The organism is Rahnella aquatilis CIP 78.65 = ATCC 33071 (genome assembly GCF_000241955.1).
GTDB lineage: Bacteria > Pseudomonadota > Gammaproteobacteria > Enterobacterales > Enterobacteriaceae > Rahnella > Rahnella aquatilis.
In genome coordinates, this window is record NC_016818.1 from 518,873 (window position 1) to 544,912 (window position 26,040).

Genomic DNA, 26,040 nt, shown 5'->3' on the forward strand with positions numbered 1-26,040 from the left:
TATGAGTAACCGTAAATACTTTGGGACAGATGGCATCCGCGGAAAAGTGGGCGATACCCCGATTACCCCTGATTTTGTTCTCAAACTGGGCTGGGCGGCTGGCAAAGTATTAGCACGCCATGGTTCGCGTAAAGTGATTATCGGTAAAGACACCCGCATTTCCGGTTATATGCTGGAATCAGCGTTAGAGGCCGGGCTTGCGGCTGCAGGTTTATCGGCATCTTTCACCGGCCCGATGCCAACGCCAGCCGTTGCTTACCTGACGCGTACTTTCCGTGCAGAAGCTGGTATTGTTATTTCAGCCTCGCATAACCCTTACGATGATAACGGTATCAAGTTTTTCACTATCGACGGGACTAAATTGCCAGACGAGGTGGAAGAGGCAATTGAAGCAGAGCTTGAAAAACCCCTGACATGCGTGGAGTCCGCTGAACTGGGTAAAGCCAGCCGCATCGTGGATGCTGCCGGTCGTTACATCGAATTCTGTAAAGGGACATTCCCGACCGAGTTGAGCCTGAACGGCCTGAAAATTGTGGTCGATTGCGCCAATGGTGCCACTTACCATATCGCACCCAGTGTGTTGCGTGAACTGGGGGCAAAAGTCATCGCTATCGGCTGTGAGCCGGATGGGATGAACATCAACGAAGAATGCGGTGCAACGGATGTCCGTCAGTTGCAGCAGCGTGTACTGGCTGAAAAAGCAGATGTCGGGCTGGCATTTGACGGCGATGGTGATCGGCTGATTATGGTTGATCATGAAGGCAATAAAGTTGATGGTGACCAAATTCTCTACATCATCGCGCGTGAAGGGCTTCGGCAGGGGCAACTGAAAGGCGGTGCGGTCGGCACGCTGATGAGCAATATGGGCCTCGAGCTGGCTTTAAAACAGCTGGGTATTCCCTTTACCCGTGCAAAAGTGGGCGACCGCTACGTACTGGAAAAAATGCAGGAAAAAGGCTGGCGTATTGGTGCTGAAAACTCAGGCCATATCATTCTGCTGGATAAAACCACTACCGGTGATGGCATTGTGGCAGGCTTACAAGTACTTACCGCAATGGTGCGCAATCACATGAGCTTGCATGACCTGTGCAGCGGCATGAAATTGTTTCCGCAGATCCTGATCAACGTCCGTTTTGCTGGTGAACATGATCCGCTGGAATCTGATGACGTTAAGCAAGTGACGGCAGAAGTTGAAAAACAGTTAGCGGGCCGTGGTCGTGTGCTGTTGCGAAAATCAGGTACCGAACCTCTGCTACGCGTAATGGTAGAAGGGGAAGATGCAGAACTGGTGGAAAAACTGGCTAACCGCATTGCTGATGCCGTAAAAGCGGTCAAAGCGTAAGCTGATAAAAAACGGTAAATTTTCGGCGATTTTCTCGCTGCGGGATATCCTGACAGCAGGTTTTATCCCGATTTGCCGTTTTTTTCCGCAAACGAACAATTTGATGAAAATTGCCCTTGCACGGCAATACGGCTTTGGTTAGTATTCACACCCGCTTCAGTGGGTCCTTTGATGGCCTGCTAAATAGTGAGAAGCAATTGGCATGCGGTGAACCCGCGAGGATACAGGTACTACTATGTACGACGCTCTTCTGGTGATTTTCCTTATCGTAGCAATCGGGCTTGTCGCTCTGGTTATGCTGCAACAAGGTAAAGGCGCTGATATGGGAGCCTCTTTCGGAGCAGGTGCTTCTGGCACATTGTTCGGTTCGAGTGGTTCCGGTAACTTCATGACCCGTATGACCGGCATTTTGGCGGCACTGTTCTTTATCATTAGTTTGATTCTCGGGAACATGAGCACCAATAAAGGCCAGAAAGGCAGTGAGTGGGAAAACCTGAGTCAGCCAGCAAAAACTGAGCAGACGACTGCACCGGCAGCTCCAGCAGCGCCTAACAGTGACGTTCCTCACTAAGCAGTAAACTTCTTATAAAAGAAGCTAAGTTTTCAAACAGTGGCTTGTGCTTGGACAGTGCAAGCGATTGTGAAAAAAAAGAGTGCCGAGGTGGTGGAATTGGTAGACACGCTACCTTGAGGTGGTAGTGCCCGAATGGGCTTACGGGTTCAAGTCCCGTCCTCGGTACCAATCTTTATGATAATTTGCTTTTTAGCGATTATCGGCGTAGTATTTGCCACGTTTTCGGACGCGGGGTGGAGCAGCCTGGTAGCTCGTCGGGCTCATAACCCGAAGGTCGTCGGTTCAAATCCGGCCCCCGCAACCACTTTCCCTAAGTGTTTATTTCAAATAGACTTTCAGTATCTTCCTGTGATGTTCTGCAGCTTCAATTTGAAAGCTTCTATTTGAAACAATACTTTGCGAAAGTTGTACCGAAGCCGCTATGCGGCGAATAGGGTCCAGTTGCATAAAGCCCCGATTTATCGGGGTTTTTTGTTATTTGGCAACAGAATCACTGGGCTATTTAGCCCTTTTTTTATGTCTTGGGGGTGGGCTTGTCCACATTAGAACAAAAATTAACAGAGCTGATTACAGCACCAGTCGAGGCACTTGGCTTTGAGCTGGTGGGCATCGAGTTCGTTCGGGCTCGCCAATCGACGTTGCGCATCTATATTGATAGTGACGCCGGGATCAATGTTGATGATTGTGCTGATGTCAGCCACCAGGTGAGCGCTGTGCTGGACGTTGAAGATCCTGTCACTGTCGCCTACAACCTGGAAGTTTCCTCTCCAGGCCTTGATCGTCCTATGTTCACCGCTGAACATTACCAACGTTTTCTTGGCGACGAAGTCAGTGTTGTTTTGCGTATGGCAGTGCAAAACCGCCGCAAATGGCAGGGCATCATTAAAGCTGTCGAAGGCGAAATGATCACGGTGACAGTGGAAGGGAAAGATGAAGTGTTCGCACTGAGCAACATCCAGAAAGCGAACCTGGTACCCCACTTTTAAAGAGTTTGGAAGAGGCAACTAGGATGAACAAAGAGATTCTGGCTGTTGTAGAAGCAGTTTCTAATGAAAAATCCCTCCCGCGCGAGAAGATTTTTGAAGCGCTGGAAATTGCATTATCAACGGCGACCAAGAAAAAATACGAGCAGGAAATCGAAGTCCGCGTCAGCATTGACCGCAAAACAGGTGACTTCGATACCTTCCGTCGTTGGGTAGCAGTCAACGAAGTGACTCAGCCGACCCGTGAAATCACCCTCGAAGCTGCGCAATACGAAGATCCGTCAATCGACCTCGGCGGATATATTGAAGATCAAATCGAGTCGGTCACTTTCGACCGCATCACTACGCAGACCGCTAAACAAGTTATCGTACAGAAAGTACGTGAAGCAGAACGCGCGATGGTGGTTGAACAGTTCCGTGAGCAGCAAGGTGAAATTGTTACTGGCGTTGTTAAGAAAGTTAACCGCGACAGTATCGCACTGGATTTAGGCAGCAACGCTGAAGCCGTTATCCTGCGTGAAGACATGCTGCCTCGTGAAAACTTCCGCTCCGGCGACCGTATTCGTGGCGTGTTGTATGATGTTCGCCCTGAAGCACGTGGTGCTCAACTGTTCGTCAGCCGTTCACGTAACGAGATGCTGATTGAGCTGTTCCGCATCGAAGTGCCGGAAATTGGCGAAGAGCTGATCGAAATTAAAGCGGCAGCCCGTGATCCTGGCTCCCGTGCAAAAATCGCCGTAAAAACTAACGACAAACGTATCGACCCGGTCGGTGCTTGTGTCGGCATGCGTGGTGCACGCGTTCAGGCCGTTTCCAGTGAACTGGGCGGTGAACGCATCGATATTATCCTTTGGGATGATAATCCTGCGCAATTCGTTATCAACGCAATGGCACCGGCAGACGTCGCTTCCATCGTGGTTGATGAAGATAAATGCACCATGGATATCGCCGTTGAAGCCAGCAATCTGGCACAGGCGATTGGCCGCAATGGCCAGAACGTGCGTTTGGCCTCCCAATTGTTGAAACAGCATCGTGGTGATGACAAGTGGGAACTGAACGTGATGACAGCAGACGACCTGCAAGCCAAACATCAGGCTGAGGCACACGCTGCGATTGATACCTTTACCAAATATCTGGCCATCGATGAAGATTTCGCCACGGTTCTGGTTGAAGAAGGTTTCTCTACGCTTGAAGAACTGGCTTACGTGCCAGTTAACGAACTGCTTGAAATCGACGGCCTGGATGAAGACACCGTGGATGCGCTGCGCGAACGTGCGAAAGAAGCGTTGACCACGCTGGCTTTAGCTCAGGAAGAAAGTCTCGGTGACAAAAAGCCTGCTGACGATCTGCTTAACCTGGCGGGTCTGGAACGTAGTATGGCATTTAAACTGGCTGCACAAGGGGTTTGTACGCTGGAAGATCTTGCCGAGCAGGGTGTCGACGATCTGGCTGATATTGAAGGTCTTACTGACGAGCAGGCTGGTGAACTTATCATGGCCGCGCGCAATATCTGCTGGTTTGGCGACAACGCGTAATAAACTGTAGCAGGAAGGAACAGCATGACAGATGTAACTGTAAAATCGCTGGCGGCAGAGATTCAGACCCCGGTAGATCGCCTGGTACAGCAATTTGCTGATGCAGGGATCTCGAAGTCCGAATCTGACTCTGTGACCCAGCAAGAAAAAGAAACTTTATTGGCGCATCTCAATGGTGGAAATTCAGGTGCGACAAACAAACTGACGTTACAACGCAAAACGCGTAGTACACTGAATATTCCGAGCACCGGCGGGAAGAGTAAATCGGTGCAAATCGAGGTCCGCAAGAAACGCACTTATGTTAAACGTGATATGACCGAGGCAGAACTTGCCCAGGCCGAAGCGGAAGAGCAGGCGAAGCGTGACGCGGAAGAACAGGCACAGCGTGCAGCAGCAGAGCAAGCCCAGCGCGAAGCTCAGGAAAAAGCCAAACGCGCCGCCGAAGAGCAAGCTAAACGTGAGGCCGCTGATAAAGCTAAGCGTGATGCAGCGGAAAAAGATAAAGTGACCAATCAAAATACCGATGAAGTAATTAAACCAGCTCAGGCAGAGAAAGCACGCCGTGAAGCTGAAGCCGCAGAGCTGAAACGCAAAACGGAAGAAGAAGCCCAGCGTAAGATCGAAGAAAACGCCAAACGCATCGCAGAAGAAGCCCGCAAAATGGCTGACTCTGGTGTCTGGACTGAGGCTACCGCTCCAAGCGAATCAGAATCTGCTGACTACCATGTCACCACTTCTACGCATGCGCGTGCCGCTGAAGACGAAAATGACGCCAAAGTTGAAGGCGAACGTCGTAGCCGTACCCGCGGTGGCAAAGCAACCAAACAGAAAAAAGGCAACAAGCTGTCCGAGTCAAAAGCGGATCGCGAAGAAGCCCGTGCTGTTGGCCGTAATGGTAAAGGCAAACGCAAACCAAGCACGCTGCAGCAGAGCTTCAATAAGCCAGTTGTTGCCGTAAACCGCGACGTTGTCGTGGGCGAAACCATTACCGTTGCCGAACTGGCAAACAAAATGGCCGTCAAAGGTTCTCAGGTCATCAAAACCATGATGAAACTGGGCGCTATGGCGACCATCAACCAGGTTATTGATCAGGAAACTGCTCAGCTGGTTGCAGAAGAAATGGGCCATAAAGTTATCCTGCGTCGTGAGAACGAGCTGGAAGAAGCGCTGATGAGCGATCGTGACACAGGTGCCTCTGCAGCCGCTGAGCCTCGTGCTCCGGTTGTGACCATCATGGGCCACGTTGACCACGGTAAAACCTCATTGCTTGACTACATTCGTTCAACGAAAGTGGCAGCAGGCGAGGCTGGTGGTATTACGCAGCACATTGGTGCTTACCACGTAGAAACCGAAAACGGCATGATCACCTTCCTGGATACACCGGGACACGCCGCGTTTACTTCTATGCGTGCTCGTGGTGCTCAGGCAACAGACATCGTGGTTCTGGTTGTCTCCGCAGATGACGGCGTGATGCCGCAAACCATCGAAGCGGTTCAGCATGCGAAAGCTGCTGGCGTGCCAATCGTTGTTGCGGTAAACAAAATTGATAAACCAGATGCTGATCCAGACCGTGTTCGCACTGAACTGTCTCAGTACGGCGTTATGCCGGAAGAGTGGGGCGGCGAATCTCAGTTCATCCACGTTTCTGCAAAAGTCGGTACAGGTATCGACGATCTGCTGCAAGCTATCTTGCTGCAGGCCGAAGTTCTTGAACTGAAAGCTGTTCGCAGCGGTATGGCAAGCGGTGTTGTGATCGAGTCCTTCCTGGACAAAGGTCGTGGTCCGGTTGCTACCGTTCTGGTTCAGGAAGGTACGCTGAACAAAGGCGACATCATTCTGTGTGGTTTCGAATACGGCCGTGTCCGTGCGATGCGCGATGAAATGGGTCGTGACATTACATCTGCGGGTCCTTCTATCCCTGTCGAAGTACTGGGTCTCTCCAGTGTACCGGCTGCGGGTGATGAAGTTACCGTTGTTCGTGATGAGAAAAAAGCACGTGAAGTTGCTCTGTATCGTCAGGGTAAATTCCGCGAAGTTAAACTGGCTCGTCAGCAGAAATCTAAACTGGAAAACATGTTCGCGAACATGACCGAAGGTGAAGTTTCTGAACTGAACATCGTTCTGAAGTCAGACGTCCAGGGTTCTTGTGAAGCGATTTCTGATGCATTGCAGAGTCTGTCCACCGACGAAGTTAAAGTTAAGATCGTCGGTATGGGTGTCGGTGGTATCACCGAAACTGATGCGACATTGGCCGCTGCTTCTAACGCAATTATTCTGGGCTTCAACGTCCGTGCAGATGCGTCTGCCCGTCGCGTTGTAGAAAGCGAGAGTCTGGATCTGCGTTACTACTCCGTTATCTATAACCTGATTGATGAAGTCAAACAGGCGATGAGCGGTATGTTGGCGCCAGAATACAAACAGCAAATCATTGGCCTGGCTGAAGTTCGTGACGTCTTCAAATCACCTAAATTCGGCGCTATCGCAGGTTGTATGGTGACTGAAGGTATGATCAAGCGTAACAACCCAATCCGTGTACTGCGTGAAAACGTGGTGATCTACGAAGGCGAGCTGGAATCCCTGCGTCGCTTCAAAGATGACGTTGCTGAAGTGCGTAACGGCATGGAATGTGGTATCGGCGTTAAGAACTACAACGATGTGCGTACGGGTGATGTGATCGAAGTCTTCGAAATCATCGAGATCAAACGTACTATCGCTTAACGTTTGCGAAGTAGCTGATATCCAGATGGGGGCCTTGAGCCCCCTTATTTGTCTGGAGCTAGTAAGGAGAAAAGCATCATGGCAAAAGAATTTAGCCGTACTCAGCGTGTCTCTCAGGAGATGCAAAAAGAAATCGCCATCATCTTACAGCGTGAAGTCAAAGACCCGCGCGTAGGCATGGCGACAGTTTCAGGCGTGGAAGTATCACGTGACCTGGCGTATGCCAAAGTGTTCGTCACCTTCCTGGACGTGCTGACCACGGATAATCACGATCCTGATCGTGTCAAAAATGGCATCAAAGCCTTACAGGACGCGTCAGGTTTCATCCGTACGCTGATCGGTAAAGCGATGCGTTTACGTGTAGTACCAGAACTGACATTCGCTTATGACAACTCTTTGGTTGAAGGTATGCGCATGTCCAATCTGGTGACCAATGTCGTGAAGAACGATGCTGAACGCCGTTCAGCTGCAGGCGATGACGAGGAAGCATAATGAGTCGCCCACGTCGCCGCGGCCGTGATATACATGGCGTTCTGCTACTGGACAAATCTTTAGGCTTGTCTTCTAACGATGCCCTGCAAAAAGTTAAACGCCTTTATAACGCTAACCGTGCAGGCCATACCGGTGCGCTCGATCCCTTAGCTACCGGTATGTTGCCGCTGTGCTTAGGTGAAGCGACCAAGTTTTCCCGATTCCTGCTTGATTCTGACAAACGCTATCGCGTGATTGCCCGCATGGGACAACGCACGGATACGTCAGATGCTGAAGGTGCCATCATTTGTGAACGTGAAATGACGTTCACTCAGCAGCAACTGGATGACGCACTCGACAGTTTCCGTGGGGAAACTCAGCAAATTCCTTCTATGTATTCAGCATTGAAATATGAAGGGAAAAAACTGTACGAATATGCACGTCAGGGCATCGAAGTCCCGCGAGAGTCACGCAGCATTACTGTGTATGAATTGCAGTTCATACGCTGGGAAGGCTTTGAAGTTGAGCTGGAAATCCATTGCTCAAAAGGCACTTACATCCGCACTATCGTTGATGATCTTGGTGAGAAGCTGGGGTGCGGTGCGCACGTAAGCTATCTGCGTCGTTTGCAGGTGGCAACTTATCCTTCAGAGCGAATGGTCACAATGGAAAAACTCCATCAGCTGATCGCTCAGGCAGAAGAGCAGGGTATTGAACCGCGCTTGCTGCTGGATCCTTTGTTGTTGCCGATGGATAGCGCATGTGAAGATTTCCCGGAAGTGAACCTGTTACCTGTGGTGGCCGGATATGTCAAACAGGGACAACCTGTTCAGGCATCTGGTGCGCCTGTCAGCGGTATGGTTCGCATCACTGAAGGTGAAGAACGTAAGTTTATCGGTGTAGGAGAAATTGATGATGATGGCCGCATTGCGCCACGTCGTCTGGTCGTTGAATACACCGATTAAGCGCTTTCTGCCCACCTTGCGATCATATATAGCAAAGGGTAGAATAGCGCAGCTTATGCATTGGGTTGCTGAATTAGAGATCGGCACCCGTTTAATTATCTATAATATTTTGGAGTAAGATTATGTCTCTAAGCGTTGAAGCTAAGGCTCAGATCGTTTCCGACTTCGGTCGCGGCACTAACGACAGTGGTTCTACCGAAGTTCAGGTTGCTCTGCTGACTGCTCAAATTAACCATCTGCAAGGTCACTTTGCAGAACACAAAAAAGATCACCACAGCCGTCGTGGTCTGCTGCGTATGGTTTCTCAGCGTCGTAAACTGCTGGACTACCTGAAGCGTAAAGATGTAGCACGTTACACCAGCCTGATCGAACGTCTGGGTCTGCGTCGCTAATCAAGCGAGTTTCAGTGTAAAGGGGCCAATAGGCCCCTTTATTCTAGGAAGCGCAGCCAAATCAGGGTACTGTATGGCTGCTGTTTCTACTGTTATTCTAAGAACATGAACTTCCGTTACAGATGTTTTCGCGCGGCTAATGAGAGACTTTATTGCCACCTTGTCAGGCATATAAGGATTGTCATTAGTCGCGAGAATGTAGTGAGAAGCTCGGATATTTATCGGTGTGATCTGCTGTCATAACAGCTGCGCGCCACAAAAAAGGATATTACATTGCTTAATCCGACTATTCGTAAATTCCAATACGGCCAGCACACTGTTACGCTGGAAACCGGCATGATGGCTCGTCAGGCAACTGCCGCTGTTATGGTTAGCATGGACGACACTGCGGTATTCGTTACCGTTGTTGGCCAGAAAAAAGCTAAACCAGGTCAGAGTTTCTTCCCGCTGACTGTTAACTATCAGGAGCGTACTTACGCTGCTGGTCGTATCCCGGGCAGCTTCTTCCGTCGCGAAGGCCGTCCAAGTGAAGGCGAAACACTGACCTCACGTCTGATTGACCGCCCGATTCGCCCGCTGTTCCCGGACTCTTTCCTGAATGAAGTTCAGGTTATCGCGACTGTGGTTTCTCTGAATCCACAAGTTAACCCTGACATCGTTGCGATGATCGGTGCGTCGGCTGCCCTGAGCCTGTCTGGTATTCCATTCAATGGCCCGATCGGCGCTGCACGCGTTGGTTATATCAACGACCAATATGTTCTGAACCCAACCGCAGATGAGCTGAAAACAAGCCGTCTGGACCTGGTTGTTGCCGGTACGCAGGGCGCGGTTCTGATGGTTGAATCTGAAGCTGAAGTGCTGAGCGAAGATCAAATGCTGGGCGCGGTCGTATTCGGCCACGAACAACAACAAATCGTTATCGACAATATCAACTCACTGGTTGCTGAAGTCGGTAAGCCAAAATGGGACTGGCAGCCAGAAGCGGTTAACGCTGAGCTGCACGCTCGCGTTGCCGCACTGTCTGAATCCCGTCTGGGTGATGCGTACCTGATCACCGAGAAGCAAGAACGTTACAACCAGATTAATGTCATCAAAGCTGATGTTGTTCAGGCTCTGCAAGCTGAAGACGAATCCCTGGATGCGGGCGAAATCTCTGACATTCTGGGCAGCATCGAGAAAAATGTGGTTCGTAGCCGTGTGCTGCGTGGCGAGCCGCGTATTGATGGTCGCGAAAAAGACATGATCCGTGGTCTGGATGTGCGTACTGGCGTTCTGCCACGTACCCATGGTTCCGCTCTGTTCACCCGTGGTGAAACTCAGGCGCTGGTGACTGCAACTCTGGGTACTGCGCGTGATGCACAGAACCTGGATGAGCTGATGGGCGAGAAAACGGACAACTTCCTGTTCCATTACAACTTCCCTCCATACTCAGTAGGCGAAACCGGGATGGTGGGTTCGCCAAAACGTCGTGAGATTGGCCATGGCCGTCTTGCTAAACGTGGTGTGCTGGCGATGATGCCAAAACCAGAAGACTTCCCGTACACCGTACGTGTGGTTTCTGAAATCACTGAATCCAACGGTTCATCTTCAATGGCTTCTGTTTGTGGCGCCTCTCTGGCCCTGATGGATGCAGGTGTTCCGATTAAAGCCGCTGTTGCGGGTATCGCAATGGGTCTGGTTAAAGAAGGCGAAAGCTTTATCGTTCTGTCCGACATTCTGGGTGACGAAGATCACCTGGGCGATATGGACTTTAAAGTGGCCGGTAGCCGCGACGGTATCACCGCGCTGCAGATGGACATCAAAATCGAAGGTATCACCCGTGAAATCATGCAGGTGGCTCTGAACCAGGCTAAGGGTGCGCGTCTGCACATTCTGGGCGTGATGGAACAAGCTATCAGCATTCCACGTGGCGACATCTCTCAGTTTGCTCCGCGTATCCATACCATCAAGATCAGTCCGGACAAAATCAAGGACGTGATCGGTAAAGGTGGTTCTGTGATCCGTGCGCTGACCGAAGAAACCGGCACTACTATCGAAATCGAAGATGACGGTACTGTGAAAATTGCAGCAACCGATGGCGAGAAAGCGAAATACGCTATTCGTCGTATCGAAGAGATCACTGCTGAAATCGAAGTTGGCCGTATCTATCAAGGTAAAGTGACCCGTATCGTAGACTTTGGTGCCTTTGTTGCCATCGGTGGCGGTAAAGAAGGTCTGGTACACATCTCTCAAATCGCTGACAAGCGTGTAGAGAAAGTGACTGATTACCTGCAGATGGGCCAGGAAGTTCCGGTTAAAGTTCTCGAGGTTGACCGTCAGGGTCGTGTGCGTCTGAGTATCAAAGAAGCTACCGCACCTTCTCAGGACGAAACAACTGAGCAACCTGCAGCAGAATAATCTGTAACAGAAGTTTTACAGCTCCTTTCTATTTGGGAAGGAGCTGTTCGTCTCACGGACGCAGGACGCGTTTGTGTTAAGCAAGCGGATGACAGGATGTTCATCCAATGTTTGTCTCCGGGAGTAGAAATGAAGCCTTTCTTGCGCTGGTGTTATGTTGCGACAGCACTTATGTTGGCAGGATGCAGCAACCATGATTGGCGTAAAAATGAAGTTCTGGCGATTCCGTTGCAACCGACGTTGCAGCAGGAAGTCATCCTGGCACGCATGGAACAAATACTTGCCAGTCGGTCATTAACCGATGATGAGAGAGCACAGCTATTATATGAGCGCGGTGTGCTGTATGATAGTCTCGGGCTAAGAGCATTGGCGCGAAATGATTTTTCACAAGCGCTGTCTATTCGTCCTGATATGCCAGAAGTTTTTAACTACCTGGGGATTTACCTAACGCAGGCAGGCAATTTCGATGCTGCCTATGAAGCGTTTGATTCTGTACTAGAGCTTGATCCAACTTACAACTACGCGCGTTTGAATCGAGGTATCGCCCTGTATTATGGTGGCCGATTCTCGTTAGCGCAGGATGATCTGCAGGCGTTTTATCGAGACGATCCAAATGATCCCTTCCGTTCTTTATGGCTTTATCTTGCGGAGCGAGAAATCAATCCGAAGAATGCCGATGTAGCGCTTCAACAGCGTTATGACAAAGCGGACAGAGGGCAATGGGGATGGAATATCGTCGAATTCTACCTGGGCAAAATCAGCGAATCTACGCTGATGGAACGCCTCAAGGCAGAAGCAACGGATAACACTTCGCTCGCTGAGCATCTCAGTGAAACTGACTTCTATTTAGGTAAACATTACCTAAGTCTGGGGGACAAGAACAGCGCCGCGGCACTGTTCAAACTGACGGTAGCTAACAATGTTCATAACTTTGTTGAGCACCGCTATGCATTGTTGGAATTGGCGCTTTTGGGCCATGAGCAAGACGACCTATCAGAATCGGACCAGCAATAGCTGACGACACCAATCAGCCTTTTAATCATGGTATTTACCATTTTTAAGCGCCTTAACGGGCGAGGGTTGCTTTGTTCGTTTTATAATCTAATTTGAGCCGGTTCACACTTTTCAATGAAAATGACTGAAAATTTTCTCGACGAGTTATGTAGACTGGCTGCCATTATTAATGAGGCACGTGTACATGACTACTGAGCTTGAAACCTCTTTTGCTGACCTGGGGCTGTCTGCTCCGATCATTTCTGCCCTGACTGATTTGGGCTACGAAAAACCTTCACCAATCCAGGCTGAGTGTATTCCTCACCTGTTAAACGGCCGCGACGTTCTGGGCATGGCTCAGACAGGTTCCGGTAAAACAGCCGCATTCTCTTTACCGCTGCTGCACAACATTGATGCTTCACTGAAAGCACCACAAATTCTTGTTCTGGCACCGACCCGCGAACTGGCGGTTCAGGTTGCTGAAGCAATGACTGATTTCTCTAAACACATGCATGGCGTGAATGTGGTTGCCCTTTATGGCGGCCAGCGCTATGACGTCCAGTTGCGTGCTCTGCGTCAGGGACCACAAGTTGTTGTGGGTACCCCGGGGCGTCTGCTGGACCACCTGAAACGCGGCACCCTGAACCTCTCTAACCTGAGCGGCCTGGTGCTGGACGAAGCTGATGAAATGCTGCGTATGGGCTTCATCGAAGACGTCGAAACTATCATGGCGCAGATCCCGGCTCAACATCAGACCGCCTTGTTCTCTGCAACCATGCCAGAAGCTATTCGCCGCATTACCCGTCGCTTCATGAAAGATCCTCAGGAAGTGCGTATCCAGTCAAGCGTGACCACGCGTCCTGACATCAGCCAGAGCTACTGGTCTGTATACGGTCTGCGTAAAAACGAAGCGCTGGTGCGTTTCCTGGAAGCAGAAGATTTTGATGCAGCGATCATCTTCGTCCGTACTAAAAACGCGACGCTGGAAGTGGCTGAAGCGCTGGAACGTAGCGGCTACAGCAGCGCTGCACTGAACGGTGACATGAACCAGGCACTGCGCGAGCAGACTCTGGAGCGTCTGAAAGATGGCCGTCTGGACATTCTGATCGCAACCGACGTGGCAGCACGTGGTCTCGATGTAGAACGTATCAGCCTGGTTGTTAACTACGACATCCCGATGGACTCAGAATCTTACGTTCACCGTATCGGTCGTACCGGTCGTGCTGGCCGTGCAGGTCGCGCACTGCTGTTCGTTGAGAACCGTGAGCGTCGTCTGCTGCGTAACATTGAACGCACCATGAAGCTGACCATTCCGGAAGTTGAAATCCCAACTGCAGAAGTTCTGGGCGAACGTCGTCTGGCTAAGTTTGCAGCGAAAGTTCAGCAACAACTGGAAAGCAGCGATCTGGATCAATACCGTGCGCTGCTGGCGAAACTGCAACCAGCAGAAGAGCTGGATGTTGAAACACTGGCGGCGGCACTGTTGAAAATGGCACAGGGCGAACGTCCTCTGATTGTTGCAGCGGATCCGGTCTTCAAAAGCCGCCCACCACGTCGTGAATTCGAAGAACGTGGCGACCGCGGTGACCGTGGCGATCGTCGTGACCGTCCGGCTCGTAGCAATGACCGTCCTGCACGTGATGGCGACAGCCCGCGTCGTGAACGTCGTGATGCTGGCGAAATGGAGCTGTACCGTATCGAAGTGGGTCGTGATGACGGCGTAGAAGTTCGTCATATCGTTGGCGCTATCGCTAACGAAGGCGACATCAGCAGCCGTTACATCGGTAACATTAAGCTGTTCGGTACGCACTCCACTATCGAATTGCCGAAAGGTATGCCGGGCGAGATCCTGTCTCACTTCACCCGTACCCGTATCCTGAATAAACCGATGAACATGCAGTTGATCGGTGATGCGGTGCCACAGGCGCCACGTCGTGATCGCCCGGCCGGTGCTGGCGGTGAGCGCCGTGGTAACGGTGCTCCGCGTCCATTCAACGGCGAACGTCGTGAAGGTGGTCGTGGTACCGGTGGTGCTCCACGTACTTTCAGTGGTGACCGTCGCGAAGGTTCGTCAGCCGCGGGTGATCGTCGTCCGCCAAGCCGCGCACCACGTCGTACTTCTGACGTATAATCTGATTTCAGTTCGCTGATCTTCAGATAATAAAAAACCAGCCTTCATCGGGCTGGTTTTTTTTCGTCTGCCATTTACGGGGTTAGCCAATACGTTGTTCTTTGACCAATTCACCCTGAAGCTGTGAAACAATCTCGAATGAATGCAGGCGTGCCTGATGATCAAAAATCTGGCCGTTGATCATGAGTTCATCGGCTTCGGTTTCACGCAGAATATTTTGCAGGCCCTGCCGCACACTTTCCTTATTACCGACAACCGACATACGCAGCGCATTATCCACGCCAAAGCGTTCCTGAGCTGACCATAAGCTTTCGATGTTATCAACCGGCGCAGGCAGTTTGCCCGGCATTCCGCGACGCAGATTAATGAACTGCTGCTGGTTGGAGGTGAACATCCGGCGCGCTTCTTCATCCGTATCGGCAGCAATGGCATTGATACATACCATGGCGTGTGGTTTCTCAAGCTGTGCGGAAGGCTGGAATTTGCTGCGGTAAATCGCTAACGCCTGATACAACATGTCTGGTGCGAAATGTGAGGCGAAGGCAAATGGCAGACCGAGTGCCGCCGCCAGTTGAGCGCTGTACAGGCTTGAACCCAGTAACCAGATAGGCACATGTAAACCTTGTCCCGGCACGGCCTGTACGGCCTGCTGCGGCTGAACATCACCGAAATACATCTGCAATTCCTGCACATCCTGCGGGAAGTTATCGATCTCACCGGAAAGATGGCGGCGCAGGGCAATCATGGTGCGCTGATCGGTGCCCGGCGCACGGCCCAGCCCCAGATCCACACGGTTCGGATAGAGCGTGGCCAGCGTACCAAACTGTTCGGCAATCACCAGCGGTGAGTGGTTGGGCAGCATCACGCCGCCGGAACCCACACGGATCGTTTTTGTCCCACCCGCGATATACCCCAGCAGCACGGAAGTGGCCGCACTGGCGATGCCGGTCATATTGTGGTGCTCTGCCATCCAGTAACGCTGGTAGCCCCATTTCTCGGCATGTTGCGCCAGTTCCAGTGAACACTGGAATGCGCGGGCAGGGTCCGCGCCTTGCGGAACCGGTGCCAAATCGAGAACGGAAAGGGGAACGGTGTTTTTATCAGACATAATCGCGGCTCACTCTTGATGGAGGTGAGGGGAGAAGCATTCACTCCGCTCATAATTAGTATGAGTATTACCCAATAATGCCGTATTGAATACGGCATTTGTGCCCTTACATGCCGTTTAAACATCCTAAAATCAGATTGAAATAACCTAAACTATCATTTCAGCCAATATGTTGTTTTGTGTTAAAAACTCTCTGTTCACCCCGTTATTATTGAATCTGGCGAACAAAAAGGATGTCGCACCGATGAGTAAACGAATTTTACTGACCCTGCTGCTGGTTGCAGTCGCGGTTTCTCTGGCGGTGCTGTTTCGGGCGCACAATCAGGATCTCTTATTACAGGGCGAAGTTGACGCGCCGGAAGTGATTATTGCGTCGAAAGCCAAAGGCCGCGTCATTGAACGCCATGTGGAGCGCGGCGACGATGTCAAAGCCGGGCAGTTATTGATCACTCTCGACAGCCCCGAACTGATGGCGCAGTTGCGCGCGGCTGAAGCGGCGCGCGATCAGGCAAAAGCCCAGCTTGATCTTTCCGTTAACGGCACCCGTGAAGAAAGTATCCGTAACCTGAAAGCCACGCTGGCGCAGTCGCAGGCGGAATACATCAACGCACGTGATCTTTACAACCGCAATGCCAAAGTGGCGGCCAAAGGCTTCATTTCTGCTTCTGATTTGGAAGATTCCCGCCGTGCCCGCGACAGTGCTTATCAGCAGGTGCTCGTCGCCAAAGCCAATCTGGATGAAGGCATCAACGGCGATCGCGTTGAGCAACGGGAAAGCTATGCCGCCCAGTTGCGTCAGGCGGAAGAAGATCTGCTGGAAGTGAAAGCGCAAACCGATGATTTGCAGGTCAAAGCCCCGGTTGATGGTGAAGTCGGGCCGATTCCCGTTGAAGTCGGCGAGCTGCAAAATGCCTCGAGCCCGTTACTGACGTTAGTCCGTCTGCCTGATGCGTATTTCGTGTTTAACCTGCGGGAAGATATTCTGGCGGGCGTGCGGAAAGGCGATAAAGTCAGGATGCGCGTTCCCGCGCTGAATAACCAGATGATCGAAACTGAAGTGCGCTACATTGCTCCCCTCGGTGATTACGCGACCAAACGTGCCACGCGTGCGACCGGCGACTTTGATTTAAAAACTTTTGAAGTGCGTCTGTATCCCGCCAAACCGGTGCCCGGATTGCGTCAGGGTATGAGCGCATTATGGCAATGGAAAGCTAAGTGAGACCGGTTAAAGCACCGCGCAGTGAAAGGGTAAAAGCCGCATGGCGCTGTTTCAGTCGGGCTTTTACCCGCGAGACCCGACACGCTTTCCGCAAGCCGGTGATTCACTGGCTGTGCTGGATTTTCCCTTTGCTGCTTTTCGGGCTTATCAGCAGCAACTTTTCGGAAGGCACCTTGCTGGATTTACCGGTGTCTGTGGTTGACAACGATCACAGCCCGCTATCCAAAACGCTGGTCCGCAAACTGGATGCCGGTTCCCATGCCCATGTGCAGGCTTTCGAAGGCGGCTTACCTGAGGCGGAATACCGTCTGCGTACCGCGCAGGATTATGCCCTGTTGTATATTCCCGATGCTTTCGAAGCGGATGTATTGGCCGGAAAACAACCCAGCGCGGTGCTCTATTACAATGCCTTATTTTACGGGGCCGGCCTGTATTCCACGCAGGATTACAGCGGGCTTATCACCGAACTTAACACCCGCTACCGTTCCATCATTGCGGCAAAAATCGGCAAAACGCTGCCGTCGCTGGCCAGTGTCGATGTCTCTTATGGCAGCCTGTTCAATGCCAGCGGCAGTTACATTTACTATCAGCAATTCGCGGCAACCATTCACCTGCTGCAACTGTTCACGGTGACCTGCATGATCTACGTGATGGCGCGCAGTCAGGCCTTACTCAGCGCGCCGTCTTTCACACTGGCATTGCTCGGCAAACTCGCGCCGTACACCTTGTGTTTCACCACCTTGCTGATGGTGGAAATCGCCATGCTGGTGGGCTTTTTCGACGCACGTGTCAGCGGTAATCCCTTGTATATGCTGCTGATCGGCTTTTTCTATGTGATCGCCGCACAAAGCCTCGGATTGCTGCTTTTCACCTTCACCAAAACCACGATCACGGCTTACACCATGATGGGGATTTTCGTCAGTATCGCGCTGACATTCTCGGGAATGGCGGTACCGGTGCTGTCGATGCCGCTGCCAGCCCGTATTATTTCCGGTATTGAGCCGCTGAGTTACGCGCTGGCCGCCATGTTTGACGTTTTCCTGCGCGAGGTGTCGGTGCGCGGCATTCTGATGGTGTGTTGCATCCTGCTGATCTATCCGCTGCTGACCAGTTTGCTGGTGCGTAAACGCCTTTATATGCGGATGAAACAACAGGAGCCAGGACAATGACCGGTCGCGAATGGTTTAAAACCTGGTGGAAAACCTTCAGTAAAGTGCTCACTGGTTTGCTCGATAAACCGATGTGGATGATGTTGCTGCTTTCACTGTGCGTGATGAGTCTGGTGTATGCCAACCGTACGGTGTGGGATTTGCCCGTTGCGGTGATCGACCAGGATCACAGTACTGCCAGCCGCATGCTGGCCCGTCAGCTCGATGCGGGATCGAAAATTGCCACCGTCGCGTATGACAATCTGGCTGAAGCGGAACACGATCTGGCGCTGCGGAAACTGTTCGCGGTGATCATCATGCCGGTCGATCTGGAGAAGAAGATCCTCGCCGGACAAAACATCGTGATCCCGGTGTATGGTGATGCCACCAACCGGCTGGCGAACGGCCAGATCCAACAGGATGTACTGTCGGCGTATCAGTCGATCCTCACGCAGTACAACACTGATTTGCTGCTCAGTAACGGTTTCAGTGAGCGTCAGGCCAGCGTGGTGCTTTCGCCGATCCTCGGCCAGTCTCTTGATGTCTTTAACCCCGGCATCAGTTTTGCCGCGATTATTTTCCCCGGCTTGCTGGTGATGTTATTGCAGCACTCGCTGCTGATTGCCAGTGTGCGCGTCAGTATTGTGCTCAACAGCGGACCTTCGGGTAAACCGGCGATCCCGGCGTTTCTCGGCGGCATTTCGGCGCTGATCCCGGTCTGGCTGTTTCTGTCGATTGTATTGTTTGTGTTGTGGCCGTGGGTACTGGGCTACCGGCAGACCGCGAGTATTCCGGAAATCCTGCTGCTGACGTTCCCGTTCCTGCTGGCGGTTCTGGGCCTGGGAAAACTGGTGACGGAATGTCTGCGCAGCGTGGAGCTGATTTACCTGACGCTGGCCTTTCTGACCACGCCGGTCTTCTATATTTCCGGTACCATCTGGCCGTTGCAGGCGATGCCCGCGTGGGTTCGGGCGATTTCTTCCATGCTGCCTTCAACGTGGGCGACCAAAGCGATTGCCGGTGTGAATCAGATGGGATTGCCGTTCAAAGACGTGGGTGGCGATATACTTATGCTTTTGATCCTGTGCGGTTTTTACACCTTTATTGGCATTGCGGTGGGGATGCTGCGCGATGGGGTGCGGCTCAGGGCACTGTTCCGGCCAAAGCCTAAAAAATCATGATCAAAAAAGGGATATGACGTTGCGGCCATATCCCTTTTGCCGGTCAGCTCCGTCTGAATTACTGACGCAATTCCAGTCCGGCGACGCGCTGCCAGTAGCCGTTACAGTCGGCTTTCTCGGTGAGCGTCAGCGGATGCAGACCACGTTCATTGGTACGGAATGCTTCGAGCGTGGCGAGCGTGTCCATGGTTTCCGGCGACAGACGCACAATGTCCACCAGGCCCTGCATTGAGGTCAGTTCGTTACCCAGGTTATAACAATAGCCGCTCTGAGTCTGAATGCCGTTAAGCACGAACACCTGCTGATTTTCCTGTGACAGCATTTTGCGGCCCTGCGGATAATGGATGCAGCAGGTTTCGCATTCATCCTTTGCCCGGTTTTCTGAACGTGCAGTAAAACAGCGCGCTGAATAGGCCAGCGGCAGATGGCCGTAGGACAACACCTCCACTTCGAACTTATCGCGGATGCCCAGATCCTGACACTGGTTCAGCAGATTCACCAGCCAGTCGCGGGAGAGTTCTACCGGCATACACCAGCGCACCATGCCCTGTTTATGCAGCAATTTCAGCGTGACCGCGTTATAGCAATTCAGCGCATGGCCGACGACAAACGGCAGGTTGCGTTCTGCCGCCATATTCACCGCGCCGAAATCATTGGCTTCCAGCAAAAACTCGCCGTTCTCCACATAGCGTTTCAGTTCATTGAGCTCTGACGGTGCCTGCAACAATGCCAGCGTGGAAATGACCACCTGTTTGCCCGTCGCGGCCAGCTGGCGCGCAATCTCCAGCCAGTCATTCACTTTCATCTCACGGCGTTTGCTGCAGACATTTTCGCCGAGGTAAATCACATCCGCGCTGCTGGCTGCGGCGGCCTGATAAAAGTCTTCAACCTGCGCTTTCGGCCAGTAATAAAGGAGGGTGCCTAAAGAATATTTCATCATCGTCTCTTCAGTTACTGCCACTTGCGGTGATAAGCACCCAGCGTCGTTTGGGTGCCCTCAGACATGGAACCCAGCGTGTTCATCCAGGCTTCATCAGTTTTAAAGTTTTGCGGATCGGCCATGCAGCGGTCGATGGCCGCACGCCAGACACGCGCAACCTGGCTGACATACGCCGGGCTGCGCTGGCGCCCTTCGATTTTCACCGAGGCAATATTGGCGGCAAACAGCTCCGGTAATAATTGCAGCGTATTCAGGCTGGTCGGCTCTTCCAGCGCATGATATTTCGCGCCATCTACCAGATAACGGCCTTTACACAGCGTCGGATAACCGGCGTTTTCACCTTCGTCATACCGGTCGATCAGCACGTCATTCAGACGTGATTCCATACCCTGCGTGGTTTGTTGCCAGCGCACGAACCGCGCCGGTGAGCAGGCACCGACGGTATTGGGGGATTCGCCGGTCAGATAGGATGAAAGATAGCAGCGGCCTTCGGCCATAATGCACAAACTGCCGAACGCGAAGACTTCCAGCGGCACAACGGTGGTACGGGAAAGTTGCCGCACCTGATGCATGGAAAGCACACGCGGCAACACCACGCGGGCGACATCAAAGTTGCGTTTATAGAAACGGATGGCTTCGTCGTTGGTGGCAGAAGCCTGCACCGATACATGGCGCTCAACGTGGGGATATTTATTCGCCGCGTAATCGAGCATCGCCAGATCCGCCAGGATCAGCGCATCCGCGCCAAGCTGTGCCGCCATATCCACCGCACGTTCCCAGCGCTGATAACCGTCAGGATGCGCAAACGTATTAATGGCGATATGCAGTTTACGGTGGTGACGATGGACATAACTGGCAGCTTCCTGCAGCTTTTTTTCCGTAAAATTCAGGCCAGCGAAATGGCGGGCATTGGTGTCATCTTTCAGACCGATATAAACCGCATCCGCGCCATTGTCGATCGCCGCTTTCAGCGCAGGTAAATTTCCTGCCGGGCAAAGTAGCTCCATTCTCGTTCCTTACTGCAACCGGTCAGCCAGAGCTGAAAAGTTGGGGGGTGATGAAAAGCCAGTTGCCGACGTCATTCATTCATCAGTCAGGGCTTTGATTGGTGAACTATTTTAGAGAAGGCAGGGATGCAATATTTTGATTTGAGGCAGTTTCTGCGGCTTTGAAGGGCTTACCGCCGTCGGGGAGGTTGTACGTGGCGTTTTTCTGTTGCAGTATTTATTGATGTAGACCGCTGAACGTTCCCGGCAATGTGTCAAAATAGGCCGCATAACTGCCTTAAAACTTGCCGAAAAGTTACCGAAAGGAGTAGTGCCAGTGTTGCAAAAACTACGTGCACGTATGGTCCGTCAGGGGCCATCCCTGTTGAGTGTGCCCTTGAAATTCACGCCGTTTGCGTTGCAGCGTCAGGTTTTGCAACAGGTGCTGAGCTGGCAGCTTCGTCAGGCGCTGGCGGATGGCGAACTGGATTTCCTGGAAGGTCGCTGGCTGAAAATTGATGTCAGCGATCTGAACCTGAACTGGCTGATGTCGGTGGACGAAGGCAAGCTGGTAATTGCCGAACACGGTGAGGCGGACGTCAGCTTCAGCGGTACGGCGAATGACCTGATCCTGATCGCCGCGCGCAAAGAAGACCCGGATACGCTGTTTTTCCAGCGCCGTCTGCGCATCGAAGGTGACACTGAGCTCGGTCTGTATGTGAAAAATCTGATGGATTCTATCGATCTTGATACCATGCCGCTGTTGCTGAAAAACGGTCTGCTGCGTCTGGCCGATTTCGTCGAAGCGGGACTGCAAGAGGACCGCGGGTCAAAAACTCCGGTAGCTGAGCCATGTTAATTCGTACTGAAATTCCGGTCGATGCTGCGGGCATAGACCGTCTGTTGCGCGCCTCATTTCCGACCGGCGCAGAAGCTGATCTGGTGCAGGAATTGCGCGAAGATGGTCTCCTGACGCTGGGCGTGGTCGCCACCGACGATGAAGGCGGGGTGGTGGGTTATGTGGCGTTCTGTCCGGTGGATATCCAGGGCGAAGACCGCAACTGGGTCGCGCTGGCACCGCTGGCGGTAGAGCAATCTCTGCGTGGTCAGGGGCTGGGCGAAAAGCTGGTGTACGAAGGGTTAGATTCCCTGAATGAATTTGGTTACGCTGCCGTTGTGGTATTGGGTGACCCCGCTTACTACAACCGTTTCGGTTTTAAACCTGCTGCGGTTCACGGTCTGCATTGCCGCTGGATTGGTACCGAAGCCGCATTCCAGCTTTTCACCTTGTCAGACGATGCGCTGTCCGACGCCAGCGGTGAAGTAGTCTTCCCGTCAGCGTTTAATCGCTTCTGATTTCAGTCAGAGGCAACAAAGGCCGGTTTTCCGGCCTTTTTCATTTTCCGCTTTCCGCTAATCCCAGATAATTTTCCAGACATTCCGGTGCGTTTCTGACCAGCAACTCTTTTTGCGCCTTACTCAGTTTTTTGACTTTTATTTCCAGCTTTGACGCCAGTGAACGGTCACCCGCCGGACACTGGAACGCCAGCAGTAATTCTCCTTTTCCACGCAATGATTTCGCCCCTTTACCACACTGATGCTGGCTGAGACGCCGCGTCACGTCGGTCGTGATACCGGTGTAAAGCATCCCGGTTGGGGTTCTCAGCATATATAGAAACCAGTGGGCAGTGGCGGGCATAATTTTGGATATTGGAAATAGAAATAAAGGGTGGTGTCAGTTTACCCGAAAGGCACAACTGAGTGAGGTAAAACATCGGTATACAGCGTTAAACTGTGAGAAATGAAAATAAGGACTGGCGATGAATAACCCTGATGACCTGAAACATATCCTGAAATTTCTGAAAAAGAATCATGTGCTGGCGCTGTGTGCCACCGCTGACGGTGAAATGTGGAGCGCTAACTGTTTTTATGTTACTGACGCGGACAGGATGACGCTCTATTTCATGACGGAACTTAAAACCCTTCATGGCTCGCTGATGTCCCGATCACCCCACATTGTGGGAACAATTGCGCCACATCCCAAAACCATTGCGCTGATTAAAGGCATTCAGTATCGCGGCGAAGCGACCGTTCTCGAGGGTGAAGAAGAAAGCCGTGCGCGCAGTCAGTATTGCCAACATTTCCCCGTCGCTCTCACGATGAAAGCGCCTGTCTGGGCACTTAAACTTAGTCACATCAAAATGACCGACAACGCGCTGGGCTTCGGGAAGAAACTGCTGTGGGATCGGGAAGGGGAATAGCCCCTCTGTGCGGAGAGGGGCGTCGGGATTATGCTGCCAGAATCTTCAGCGATTCGCGATTAAAAGCGGGCAGATCGTCCGGCGTCCGGCTGGTGACCAGCGTGTTATTGTCGACCACTACTTCTTTGTCATAAAACTCGGCTCCGGCATTTTTCACATCCACGACCACCGGTTTCACTGTAGTGAGTTTACGTCCCCGCACGACATCGGCATTAATCAGCAACTGCGGGCCGTGGCAGATGGCGAAAATCGGTTTGCCGCTTTGGGCGAAAGCCCGGGTGAATTCAACAAACCGGTCATCGCCGCGCAGGGTATCCGGTGAATGTCCTCCGGGCAGCAGCAGGGCATCAAAGTCAGCCACTTGCACATCATCAATTGATTTATCAATGGTAACAGAGGCTTTCCCCTGCTTGCCTTTAATGACATTACCCGCTTTTTTTTCGATAGTAATGACCTGATGACCAGCCTCTCGATAAGCTTCGGCAGGCGAAGTGAATTCAGAATCTTCAAATTCATCAGTGATGAGTACAGCTATCTTCTTGCTCATGGTTCCTCCTGCTAAGAATGTATCTTTGAACTTACATCCTTAAGCCTAGAAGCCATGGGCGGGCTGATCAAACTGGAATCATCCGAGTCTGGTCAGGTAACAGGAACTGTCTTATAGCGTGATATTCACATTCAGGTAACACTTCAATCTCTGTGTCTGTATGCCGTTATTTAAAAGGAAGTGATATGGCAAAAGTTCTTCTGCTGGGTGGGAGTGGTCTGATTGGAAGGGAGCTTTTACGCCTGCTGCAGCTGGATCCGCGCGTCAGCCGTATTGTCGCGCCGAGCCGCCGTCCCCTGCCGCCAGGCAAGAAACTGATCAATCCGCTGGGCGCAAATCTGACCTCGCTGGTTGTCGCACTCGATGAACCGGTTGATTTGCTGTTCTGCTGTCTGGGAACCACACGGAAACAGGCGGGCAGTGCACAGGCATTTCGGGCCGTGGATTACGATCTGGTGGTTGACTGCGCCAAAGCAGCACGGGAACTGGGCGCACGTCATTGTCTGGCTGTCAGCGCGCACGGCGCGGATGCGCATTCACGTTTCCTCTACAACCGTACCAAAGGTGAAATGGAACTGGCGCTGATGCAACAGGGCTGGCCACTGCTCACGCTGGTCAGGCCGTCGCTGCTGGTTGGCCAGCGTCATCCGCCGCGCCTGCTAGAACAACTGAGTGCGCCGTTATTTAAAATGTTGCCAGGGAAATGGAAAGCCATCGAGTCCGACATTGTGGCAAAAGCCTTGCAGGAACAGGCCTTTAACGCCGGGCTGGGTGGGATCACTGTGCTGGAATCTGATCAGATTGCCGCCAGCATTGAAGAACTTTAATTCGCGTGATCCGCTGTAGCGGATCCTTGTGATAAGGTATCAGGCAAAAAACGCGAATTTTCTGCCTGCCAGATCCTACGCCCGATCCCTGGCGATCTTCACAAATATTTTTCCGCAAACACCGCCAGATCCCTGAAGTCCGGTATCCTTTCTTTCAGCGTTTCATGATCCCAGTTCCACCACTGACTTTTCTCGATCCTGTCGATCATACCTTCGTCAAAACGCATGCCGATCTTTTTCGCCGCCACGCCTGCGACGATGGAGTATGGCTCGACGTCTTTGGTCACCACCGCTGACGTGCCGATTACCGCGCCATTGCCGACTTTTACGCCGGGCATCAGCACGGCGTTATGGCCAATCCAGACATCATTACCGACGGTAACGTGATGTTCGCGTCGCCAGTCGAAAAACCCCTGATCGTCTTCACCCAGCCCGTACGCCGAACTGCGGTAGGTAAAATGGTGCTGAGCCACACGCTGATAAGTCGGATGGTTACCGGGATTGATCCGCACATACGTCGCGATCGACACAAATTTACCGATCGTCGCGTAGAAAATCTGATTGTTTCCGGCGGTGTAGGAGTAATCGCCGATCTGCGTTTCTTCGATGATCGCATTATCGGCAATATGCACATACTGTCCGAGCTGTGATCCGTTCAGTTCGACCTGCTGACCGATTTTAGGCCGGGCATAATCCTGTTCGTCAGCCAGCGAAAAGGGAGAAATGATGTCTGTCATAGGATCCTTCATAGTGAAGTCACGGGATAAACAGGCGCACTGACCGGCAGCGAAAGGATCGCCAGCAGATGCTGTAAAGTTTCCTGCAATGCGCCGTCGTTGTTCAGCAGATGACACTCTGCGGGCAGCGCGCTGGCGTATTCTCTGGCACGTTGCAAACGACAGGCAATTTGCGCTGCGTCTTCGCGTCCGCGTTGCAAAAGGCGCGAAGCCAGCACAGTGTCTGAGACCTGCAAACACACCGGCAGCAGGCGCTGGCCGTAACGCTCAAGGGCTTTTTCCAGATGCGCGCGCGAGCCATTCACGACCACATGACAGCCCAGTTGCAGCCAGTGGTCGATCTCAATGCCCACACCATACCGGCACTGGTGCGCGTGCCATTCCAGCGCAAACAACCCCTGCTGGCGGCGTTGAAAAAATTCGGCTTCGCTCAGTGCAATATGATTTTCCGAACCGGCGTCTGCGGGGCGCGTAATATAACGATGCGCCACAATGACACTGGCCGGTAAATGCTGACGCAGGGCGTCCAGCAGACTGTCTTTTCCCGAACCCGACGCGCCCATCAGATAGAGTAAACGACTCATT

26 protein-coding genes and 2 tRNA genes are annotated in these 26,040 nt (G+C 52.2%); 21 read left to right on the forward strand and 7 right to left on the reverse strand.

Features of this window, described 5'->3' with window-relative positions; translation table 11 throughout:
- Position 1 precedes the first annotated feature (1 nt).
- From glmM to RAHAQ2_RS02505, 14 genes are all read left to right on the forward strand, one after another.
- Positions 2 to 1,342 (forward strand): phosphoglucosamine mutase, encoded by a 1,341-nt coding sequence (glmM, locus tag RAHAQ2_RS02445; protein WP_014333699.1) that lies wholly within the window; start codon positions 2 to 4, stop codon positions 1,340 to 1,342.
- Positions 1,343 to 1,577: 235 nt separating this feature from the next.
- Positions 1,578 to 1,913 carry a preprotein translocase subunit SecG gene (gene secG, locus RAHAQ2_RS02450; RefSeq protein WP_014333700.1) on the forward strand — a complete coding sequence of 112 codons (336 nt, stop codon included), beginning with the start codon at positions 1,578 to 1,580 and terminating at the stop codon, positions 1,911 to 1,913.
- 84 nt (positions 1,914 to 1,997) lie between these two features.
- Positions 1,998 to 2,084, forward strand: a tRNA-Leu gene (locus RAHAQ2_RS02455).
- 59 nt (positions 2,085 to 2,143) lie between these two features.
- Positions 2,144 to 2,220, forward strand: a tRNA-Met gene (locus tag RAHAQ2_RS02460).
- Between the two features lie 229 nt (positions 2,221 to 2,449).
- On the forward strand, positions 2,450 to 2,902 hold the full coding sequence (rimP, locus tag RAHAQ2_RS02465) for a ribosome maturation factor RimP (protein WP_014411570.1): 453 nt from the start codon (positions 2,450 to 2,452) through the stop codon (positions 2,900 to 2,902).
- A gap of 23 nt (positions 2,903 to 2,925) precedes the next feature.
- A complete protein-coding gene (gene nusA, locus RAHAQ2_RS02470) occupies positions 2,926 to 4,434 on the forward strand; it encodes a transcription termination factor NusA (RefSeq protein ID WP_014333702.1) in 1,509 nt (502 codons plus the stop codon).
- Positions 4,435 to 4,458: 24 nt separating this feature from the next.
- Entirely contained in the window at positions 4,459 to 7,152 is a 2,694-nt protein-coding gene (gene infB / locus RAHAQ2_RS02475) for a translation initiation factor IF-2 (RefSeq protein WP_014333703.1), read from the forward strand.
- Between the two features lie 78 nt (positions 7,153 to 7,230).
- Positions 7,231 to 7,644: a 30S ribosome-binding factor RbfA gene (gene rbfA / locus RAHAQ2_RS02480; RefSeq protein WP_014333704.1), complete on the forward strand. Its 414-nt coding sequence runs from the start codon at positions 7,231 to 7,233 to the stop codon at positions 7,642 to 7,644.
- Complete coding sequence (truB, locus tag RAHAQ2_RS02485) at positions 7,644 to 8,588, forward strand: tRNA pseudouridine(55) synthase TruB (protein WP_014333705.1); 945 nt, start codon at positions 7,644 to 7,646, stop codon at positions 8,586 to 8,588. The genes rbfA and truB overlap by 1 nt, the downstream gene beginning before the upstream one ends.
- Before the next feature lie 122 nt (positions 8,589 to 8,710).
- Positions 8,711 to 8,980 carry a 30S ribosomal protein S15 gene (rpsO, locus tag RAHAQ2_RS02490; protein ID WP_014333706.1) on the forward strand — a complete coding sequence of 90 codons (270 nt, stop codon included), beginning with the start codon at positions 8,711 to 8,713 and terminating at the stop codon, positions 8,978 to 8,980.
- Between the two features lie 273 nt (positions 8,981 to 9,253).
- Entirely contained in the window at positions 9,254 to 11,377 is a 2,124-nt protein-coding gene (gene pnp / locus RAHAQ2_RS02495; RefSeq protein ID WP_014333707.1) for a polyribonucleotide nucleotidyltransferase, read from the forward strand.
- 129 nt (positions 11,378 to 11,506) lie between these two features.
- Positions 11,507 to 12,391 carry a lipoprotein NlpI gene (gene nlpI, locus RAHAQ2_RS02500; RefSeq protein ID WP_014333708.1) on the forward strand — a complete coding sequence of 295 codons (885 nt, stop codon included), beginning with the start codon at positions 11,507 to 11,509 and terminating at the stop codon, positions 12,389 to 12,391.
- Between the two features lie 120 nt (positions 12,392 to 12,511).
- Entirely contained in the window at positions 12,512 to 12,586 is a 75-nt protein-coding gene (yrbN, locus tag RAHAQ2_RS26170) for a protein YrbN (protein WP_223499600.1), read from the forward strand.
- Positions 12,576 to 14,501, forward strand: a complete 1,926-nt coding sequence (locus RAHAQ2_RS02505; protein WP_014333709.1) for a DEAD/DEAH family ATP-dependent RNA helicase — start codon at positions 12,576 to 12,578, stop codon at positions 14,499 to 14,501. Before yrbN ends, RAHAQ2_RS02505 begins: the two co-directional genes overlap by 11 nt.
- Positions 14,502 to 14,583: 82 nt before the next feature.
- Here RAHAQ2_RS02505 and RAHAQ2_RS02510 read toward each other — a convergent pair whose 3' ends face one another.
- Positions 14,584 to 15,609, reverse strand: a complete 1,026-nt coding sequence (locus tag RAHAQ2_RS02510; protein WP_014333710.1) for a luciferase-like monooxygenase — start codon at positions 15,607 to 15,609, stop codon at positions 14,584 to 14,586.
- A gap of 244 nt (positions 15,610 to 15,853) precedes the next feature.
- Between RAHAQ2_RS02510 and RAHAQ2_RS02515 the strand changes: the two genes are divergently transcribed.
- From RAHAQ2_RS02515 to RAHAQ2_RS02525, 3 genes are read left to right on the forward strand one after another with little or no spacing between them, the layout of a single operon-like run.
- A complete protein-coding gene (locus RAHAQ2_RS02515) occupies positions 15,854 to 16,828 on the forward strand; it encodes an HlyD family secretion protein (protein ID WP_014333711.1) in 975 nt (324 codons plus the stop codon).
- On the forward strand, positions 16,825 to 17,997 hold the full coding sequence (locus RAHAQ2_RS02520) for an ABC transporter permease (RefSeq protein WP_014333712.1): 1,173 nt from the start codon (positions 16,825 to 16,827) through the stop codon (positions 17,995 to 17,997). Before RAHAQ2_RS02515 ends, RAHAQ2_RS02520 begins: the two co-directional genes overlap by 4 nt.
- A complete protein-coding gene (locus tag RAHAQ2_RS02525) occupies positions 17,994 to 19,157 on the forward strand; it encodes an ABC transporter permease (RefSeq protein ID WP_014333713.1) in 1,164 nt (387 codons plus the stop codon). The genes RAHAQ2_RS02520 and RAHAQ2_RS02525 overlap by 4 nt, the downstream gene beginning before the upstream one ends.
- A gap of 58 nt (positions 19,158 to 19,215) precedes the next feature.
- Here the strand turns inward: RAHAQ2_RS02525 and RAHAQ2_RS02530 are convergent, their stop codons facing one another.
- Both RAHAQ2_RS02530 and ubiU read right to left on the reverse strand, forming a co-directional pair.
- Positions 19,216 to 20,094, reverse strand: coding sequence for a U32 family peptidase (locus RAHAQ2_RS02530; RefSeq protein ID WP_014333714.1), 879 nt, complete (start codon positions 20,092 to 20,094; stop codon positions 19,216 to 19,218).
- Between the two features lie 14 nt (positions 20,095 to 20,108).
- Positions 20,109 to 21,104 carry a ubiquinone anaerobic biosynthesis protein UbiU gene (ubiU, locus tag RAHAQ2_RS02535; RefSeq protein WP_014333715.1) on the reverse strand — a complete coding sequence of 332 codons (996 nt, stop codon included), beginning with the start codon at positions 21,102 to 21,104 and terminating at the stop codon, positions 20,109 to 20,111.
- A gap of 316 nt (positions 21,105 to 21,420) precedes the next feature.
- On the opposite strand from ubiU, the gene ubiT reads away from it, so the two are divergent.
- Together ubiT and RAHAQ2_RS02545 are read left to right on the forward strand one after the other, a co-directional pair.
- Positions 21,421 to 21,942, forward strand: coding sequence for a ubiquinone anaerobic biosynthesis accessory factor UbiT (gene ubiT, locus RAHAQ2_RS02540; RefSeq protein WP_014333716.1), 522 nt, complete (start codon positions 21,421 to 21,423; stop codon positions 21,940 to 21,942).
- On the forward strand, positions 21,936 to 22,439 hold the full coding sequence (locus RAHAQ2_RS02545) for a GNAT family N-acetyltransferase (RefSeq protein WP_014333717.1): 504 nt from the start codon (positions 21,936 to 21,938) through the stop codon (positions 22,437 to 22,439). The genes ubiT and RAHAQ2_RS02545 overlap by 7 nt, the downstream gene beginning before the upstream one ends.
- A gap of 40 nt (positions 22,440 to 22,479) precedes the next feature.
- On the opposite strand, the gene RAHAQ2_RS02550 is transcribed toward RAHAQ2_RS02545, so the two are convergent.
- Positions 22,480 to 22,782, reverse strand: coding sequence for a GIY-YIG nuclease family protein (locus RAHAQ2_RS02550; protein WP_014333718.1), 303 nt, complete (start codon positions 22,780 to 22,782; stop codon positions 22,480 to 22,482).
- Positions 22,783 to 22,903: 121 nt separating this feature from the next.
- On the opposite strand from RAHAQ2_RS02550, the gene RAHAQ2_RS02555 reads away from it, so the two are divergent.
- Positions 22,904 to 23,344 (forward strand): YhbP family protein, encoded by a 441-nt coding sequence (locus tag RAHAQ2_RS02555; protein WP_014333719.1) that lies wholly within the window; start codon positions 22,904 to 22,906, stop codon positions 23,342 to 23,344.
- Positions 23,345 to 23,372: 28 nt separating this feature from the next.
- On the opposite strand, the gene RAHAQ2_RS02560 is transcribed toward RAHAQ2_RS02555, so the two are convergent.
- Entirely contained in the window at positions 23,373 to 23,891 is a 519-nt protein-coding gene (locus RAHAQ2_RS02560; RefSeq protein ID WP_014333720.1) for a type 1 glutamine amidotransferase domain-containing protein, read from the reverse strand.
- 185 nt (positions 23,892 to 24,076) lie between these two features.
- Here RAHAQ2_RS02560 and RAHAQ2_RS02565 point away from each other — a divergent pair, with 185 nt between their 5' ends.
- Positions 24,077 to 24,718 (forward strand): Rossmann-fold NAD(P)-binding domain-containing protein, encoded by a 642-nt coding sequence (locus tag RAHAQ2_RS02565; RefSeq protein WP_014333721.1) that lies wholly within the window; start codon positions 24,077 to 24,079, stop codon positions 24,716 to 24,718.
- Between the two features lie 98 nt (positions 24,719 to 24,816).
- On the opposite strand, the gene RAHAQ2_RS02570 is transcribed toward RAHAQ2_RS02565, so the two are convergent.
- Both RAHAQ2_RS02570 and phnN read right to left on the reverse strand, forming a co-directional pair.
- Complete coding sequence (locus RAHAQ2_RS02570; RefSeq protein WP_014333722.1) at positions 24,817 to 25,455, reverse strand: LbetaH domain-containing protein; 639 nt, start codon at positions 25,453 to 25,455, stop codon at positions 24,817 to 24,819.
- 8 nt (positions 25,456 to 25,463) lie between these two features.
- Positions 25,464 to 26,039 (reverse strand): ribose 1,5-bisphosphokinase, encoded by a 576-nt coding sequence (phnN, locus tag RAHAQ2_RS02575; RefSeq protein ID WP_014333723.1) that lies wholly within the window; start codon positions 26,037 to 26,039, stop codon positions 25,464 to 25,466.
- Position 26,040: the final 1 nt, after the last annotated feature.

Bases quoted from the DNA above. Each gene is read 5' to 3' on its own strand.
- glmM (WP_014333699.1), top strand. From the start codon at position 2: ATGAGTAACCGTAAATACTTTGGGACAGATGGCATCCGCGGAAAAGTG.
- secG (WP_014333700.1), top strand. From the start codon at position 1,578: ATGTACGACGCTCTTCTGGTGATTTTCCTTATCGTAGCAATCGGGCTT.
- nusA (WP_014333702.1), top strand. From the start codon at position 2,926: ATGAACAAAGAGATTCTGGCTGTTGTAGAAGCAGTTTCTAATGAAAAA.
- infB (WP_014333703.1), top strand. From the start codon at position 4,459: ATGACAGATGTAACTGTAAAATCGCTGGCGGCAGAGATTCAGACCCCG.
- rbfA (WP_014333704.1), top strand. From the start codon at position 7,231: ATGGCAAAAGAATTTAGCCGTACTCAGCGTGTCTCTCAGGAGATGCAA.
- truB (WP_014333705.1), top strand. From the start codon at position 7,644: ATGAGTCGCCCACGTCGCCGCGGCCGTGATATACATGGCGTTCTGCTA.
- rpsO (WP_014333706.1), top strand. From the start codon at position 8,711: ATGTCTCTAAGCGTTGAAGCTAAGGCTCAGATCGTTTCCGACTTCGGT.
- nlpI (WP_014333708.1), top strand. From the start codon at position 11,507: ATGAAGCCTTTCTTGCGCTGGTGTTATGTTGCGACAGCACTTATGTTG.
- RAHAQ2_RS02505 (WP_014333709.1), top strand. From the start codon at position 12,576: ATGACTACTGAGCTTGAAACCTCTTTTGCTGACCTGGGGCTGTCTGCT.
- RAHAQ2_RS02510 (WP_014333710.1), bottom strand. From the start codon at position 15,609: ATGTCTGATAAAAACACCGTTCCCCTTTCCGTTCTCGATTTGGCACCG.
- RAHAQ2_RS02515 (WP_014333711.1), top strand. From the start codon at position 15,854: ATGAGTAAACGAATTTTACTGACCCTGCTGCTGGTTGCAGTCGCGGTT.
- RAHAQ2_RS02525 (WP_014333713.1), top strand. From the start codon at position 17,994: ATGACCGGTCGCGAATGGTTTAAAACCTGGTGGAAAACCTTCAGTAAA.
- RAHAQ2_RS02530 (WP_014333714.1), bottom strand. From the start codon at position 20,094: ATGAAATATTCTTTAGGCACCCTCCTTTATTACTGGCCGAAAGCGCAG.
- ubiU (WP_014333715.1), bottom strand. From the start codon at position 21,104: ATGGAGCTACTTTGCCCGGCAGGAAATTTACCTGCGCTGAAAGCGGCG.
- RAHAQ2_RS02545 (WP_014333717.1), top strand. From the start codon at position 21,936: ATGTTAATTCGTACTGAAATTCCGGTCGATGCTGCGGGCATAGACCGT.
- RAHAQ2_RS02550 (WP_014333718.1), bottom strand. From the start codon at position 22,782: ATGCCCGCCACTGCCCACTGGTTTCTATATATGCTGAGAACCCCAACC.
- RAHAQ2_RS02555 (WP_014333719.1), top strand. From the start codon at position 22,904: ATGAATAACCCTGATGACCTGAAACATATCCTGAAATTTCTGAAAAAG.
- RAHAQ2_RS02560 (WP_014333720.1), bottom strand. From the start codon at position 23,891: ATGAGCAAGAAGATAGCTGTACTCATCACTGATGAATTTGAAGATTCT.
- RAHAQ2_RS02565 (WP_014333721.1), top strand. From the start codon at position 24,077: ATGGCAAAAGTTCTTCTGCTGGGTGGGAGTGGTCTGATTGGAAGGGAG.
- RAHAQ2_RS02570 (WP_014333722.1), bottom strand. From the start codon at position 25,455: ATGACAGACATCATTTCTCCCTTTTCGCTGGCTGACGAACAGGATTAT.
- phnN (WP_014333723.1), bottom strand. From the start codon at position 26,039: ATGAGTCGTTTACTCTATCTGATGGGCGCGTCGGGTTCGGGAAAAGAC.